Origin of the sequence: Candidatus Hakubella thermalkaliphila (assembly GCF_013281975.1) — a bacterium.
Classification (GTDB): Bacteria; Actinomycetota; Humimicrobiia; order Hakubellales; family Hakubellaceae; genus Hakubella; species Hakubella thermalkaliphila.
In genome coordinates this window covers 1-3,761 of sequence record NZ_BLRZ01000134.1, presented here as the reverse complement: position 1 = coordinate 3,761, position 3,761 = coordinate 1, and the positions used below count along the sequence as shown (strand labels likewise).

Below are 3,761 nucleotides of genomic sequence, written 5' to 3'. Positions count from 1 at the left end.
TGGTCAGGATGCAACTAAGGCAACCGCCAAGTGATGAGAGAGAATTGAAACGATGCGTGGACAGCTTACCCGATACACTTTTTGAGGTAGCTTCATAGGACTTCAGCCTGAAAGATCACTCTCATAACAACCGCAAGCTCCTCGGTAAAACTGGCCTGAGCTACGGACAGAAAGCCCTCCCTTCTGGGGCGCTCAAGGTGATAAACGGAGATTTGGGCGTCGGGACTTTCAGGAAAGGTTTTTAACAAGGAGCGACACTTTGGTCCCAAAATAATTGGCTCATCCAAAGTAACGTCAAGAAGAATTTGATTAGGATATCCTAAAGGGCCAACAAATTGAGCCCTCATTCTCGCTGAGCCGTTGGTTTTATGATAGTCCCGAAGTCTGATTTGAAATTCATGTTCTTTGGAAGCATTGGAAAGCCAAAGTTCAACCAGCTCTTTCAGGCGGCTGCTATCAAAGTCGGGCAAAACACTAAAGTCCAAGTCTTCTGAATAGCGCCAATCAGAAAAATAGACTTTGCGCAGGGCCGTGCCGCCTTTGAAAACAAAGTTTTCGCCAACATGACTGGTGGCAGGTAGGCTGGAAAGGACACAAGAAAGAATATAGTCTTTCTCAAAAACACCCAGACCAACACCACTTCCCCTGGCATATCTGCTTAATAGTTGATGGCTAATCATTCTAATACCTCTGCCATTCAGTTAAAGCCTCTTTGGACAGATTAACCTTTAGCCGCCACTTGGCCAGGTACTTGCCTTCTTCGCCACCCATCAGGTCGAGTTTGACGTAAGCTTTACCAGTCAGCTGAGCTAATCTTTTAAGGATGTTTTCATCAGCTACCTCAAGAAACTCCAAAAGAAATCCAAGCCTCTGGGCAAGGGCCTTTTCGCCGAACTTCTCAGCATAGGACACAAGCTTTGACAAATCAAGGTCTTTGCGTTAAGTCATCTATAATGTAACCAAAGAGGTATTGGTTGAGTCATATAAAATGTAACCCAAATTAGTTAAGCTCTCCTTGGCCAAAGAGACGGATAGTCAGCCAGGACCAAGGAGGAAAGGATGGATATGTATTCCAGAAACCAATACCTTAAGGAAGTGAGGGAAGAATATTTAAAAACTAAGTCCAAGAAAGAAAAAGCCAGGCTTTTAGATGAGGCTGAAAAAAGAACTAGCCTGGATAGAAAATACCTTATCCGGAAACTTAAACCCTTGAGTAATTTAGATAAAAAGAAAGAACAGAGAAAGAAAAGGAAAGTAGTCTATGATGGGTATGTGAAAGCTGCTTTAGCTAAAGTCTGGGAAATCTTTGACTATCCTTGTGGTCAAAGATTGGAACCTTTATTAAAAACCCAGGTAGAGAGACTAAGAGAGTTGGGAGAGCTAAATTGTTCTGATGAGGTGGCCGAGAAGCTAAAGAGAATCAGTCCCAGAACCATTGATCGAAAGCTAAAACACCAAAAGGAGGTCCTCCATCGGAAAAGAAAATATCGTCCCAGGAACAATCCCCTCCTCTATCAGAAAATACCAGTTAGGGCTGGTGATTGGGATAGGTCTTTAGTGGGACAGGTGGACATAGATTTGGTGGAGCACTGCGGGTCCTCGGCTAGGGGCGAGTTTATCCATAGCCTAAGCACAGTCGATATTGCTAGCAGTTGGTGGGAGGGAGAAGGAATAATGGGTAGAGCCCAGGGCAGAACCTTTGAGGCCTTGACCAACATAAGGAAAAGAACTCCCTTCCGTTGGTTAGAGATGCACCCCGATAATGATAGTGCCTTGGTTAACTGGCACCTGCTAAGGTATGCGGAGAGTGAAGGGATTACCTTCTCTAGATCCAGGCCCTACAAGAAGAATGACAACAGTTTTGTGGACGAGAAAAACTCCACTCACATTAGAGCTTTCCTCGGACATTTAAGGTATGATACAGAAAAAGAGCTTGAGATCATCAATGATCTTTACCGAAACGAGTTGAGACTCTACAAAAATTTCTTTCAGCCAGTAATGAAACTAAAAGAGAAAATCCGAGAGAAGGGGAAGGTGCATAGAAAGTACGATGTCCCTAAAACTCCTTATCAGAGACTGGTGGAATCTGGTCAGATTCCAGAGCCAACCAGAAAAGAACTTGAAGCTCTTTATCTTTCTTTAGTAACCATTAAGCTACCAGAAGTAAAGAATTTTCGGATTTTTTGTAGTACTGCTCAACCCTTGCGATTTATATATTAGCATCATTGGCGTTCCTGCAAAAAGGGCCCACTTTCCGCCTTTGGCCCATCCTCCGAATCTAAATCTGGCGGCAAATCGACTCAAATCTGGTTTTTGCAGTTATGCCATCATTCCCCTTTTGAGAGCAAGCGAGATTTTTGTAGCACATCTCGGATCCACATACCAACAACCTTCCCTGGTCCTAACACTCAGGCTTTTCCGGTTAACCCTGATTACTGTCCCGGTAATTATATTGCCTTCATGTTTAAAACTAATTTCATCCCCTATCTGGAAATCTTGCAACTTCTCAGAAACCTTGGCTCTCCCTAACTCTCCGATACGTTTACAAATCTTCCTGTGAAGTTCAACCAACTCTTCCAGAGAGAGGTTTTCTATCTCCATATTATTCACAACCCTATTATACCAAAAAAATGCTTGCGTTCCAGGCCATGCTATGGTATACCTGAAATTTCACCATAAGGGACCGGAGAACGGGAAACTTGGGGTGTTGAAGCAGGGGACATTTGAGTTTTGCTCTTTCCAAAGGGGGAGGGGAGCTAAATTGGGGAAGGAAGGGGTCAAGGGACAGAGTTTTCTCAAGTTGGGGCGGACTGCTTGGAAATTCTAAAGCGACTCATTCATTGGGCCAAAAGAAACTATTAGTCCTTGAGCCCTAAACGTCTTTGGACCTCCTGAGGGTTGATGCGCACAAAATACTGGGGAGGAGCCCGGACAATTAAGGCATATTCTTCTACATCAAAGATGCCAAAATAGTCTCCGGCAAATACAATTAGCTTGTGGATGGTGCTCATATCTTCGGTTCTTAGCCTTCTGATGCCCTTTTGGGCCAGCCCCTTTCCCCCCTGGGTCTGAAAGCAGGCATTAAGAGAATACATGGTAAGGGTTAAAAGGGTGTGGGAGCGAGCGGCTGCCTCGGTCTTCATGGGAAAATGGCCAATCATCCAGCCCTGCTTCAGTTCCCTAAAACCTTTGTTTTCAATGAGGCTTCTTAAGTTATAGCCGTCTATGATCTCTAAGGGATCCTCTATGGGGAGGCTGGTGATAAAGACCTTCTCCTTGCCTAAAGGATATTCCTTTCCCTTCCAGCAGGTGACCATAACGCAGTTGATGGGATTAGCCTGAAAGTCTTTTTGGTATCTTTTTTTCTTATGCTCTTCCTCCCCATATTGGCCGTAGGTGGTCAGCCCAGCTATCCCCACTACCGCTAGGCCGTCCTTTTCTCTTTCGGCCTTCTTCACCCACGGGGAGGGAGGCTGATCCCGGAAGCTCCTGGCATCAGTAGCCACATCCATATTGGTCCTTACCCGAGTGATGAAGTCTATTTTAAGGTTATGTTTTATCTCCCACAGGGTCACTCCATCCATGAAGGCATTATCAATTAAGAGCAGAGCTATTTTCCTTGAGCCCAAGTTTTTCTGGGCCTGAGCCAACAAGGACAGGGTGTATTTTGACTCATGCTCCTGGATTTGGACTACCTGGGCCGCCACAATTATCTTTGATCTTAGCTCTTGTATCACTATGACCTTAAAGCCGTAGACTAT

5 protein-coding genes are annotated in these 3,761 nt (G+C 44.8%); 1 reads left to right on the top strand and 4 read right to left on the bottom strand.

The genetic code is table 11. The features are described from left to right. Nucleotides 1–92: 92 nt before the first annotated feature. Together HW443_RS09765 and HW443_RS09760 are read right to left on the bottom strand one after the other, a co-directional pair. Nucleotides 93–680, bottom strand: coding sequence for a nucleotidyl transferase AbiEii/AbiGii toxin family protein (locus HW443_RS09765; RefSeq protein ID WP_176232130.1), 588 nt, complete (start codon nucleotides 678–680; stop codon nucleotides 93–95). A gap of 1 nt (nucleotide 681) precedes the next feature. Beyond that, nucleotides 682–924: a hypothetical protein gene (locus tag HW443_RS09760; protein ID WP_176232129.1), complete on the bottom strand. Its 243-nt coding sequence runs from the start codon at nucleotides 922–924 to the stop codon at nucleotides 682–684. Nucleotides 925–1,059: 135 nt separating this feature from the next. Here HW443_RS09760 and HW443_RS09755 point away from each other — a divergent pair, with 135 nt between their 5' ends. Further along, nucleotides 1,060–2,220, top strand: a complete 1,161-nt coding sequence (locus HW443_RS09755; protein ID WP_176238119.1) for a transposase — start codon at nucleotides 1,060–1,062, stop codon at nucleotides 2,218–2,220. A 99-nt stretch (nucleotides 2,221–2,319) separates the two neighbouring features. On the opposite strand, the gene HW443_RS09750 is transcribed toward HW443_RS09755, so the two are convergent. After that, nucleotides 2,320–2,601, bottom strand: a complete 282-nt coding sequence (locus tag HW443_RS09750; RefSeq protein WP_176232008.1) for a hypothetical protein — start codon at nucleotides 2,599–2,601, stop codon at nucleotides 2,320–2,322. Nucleotides 2,602–2,858: 257 nt separating this feature from the next. Continuing rightward, nucleotides 2,859–3,761, bottom strand: a 903-nt coding sequence (locus HW443_RS09745; RefSeq protein WP_176238118.1) for a transposase, incomplete at its 5' end; no start/stop codon positions are given.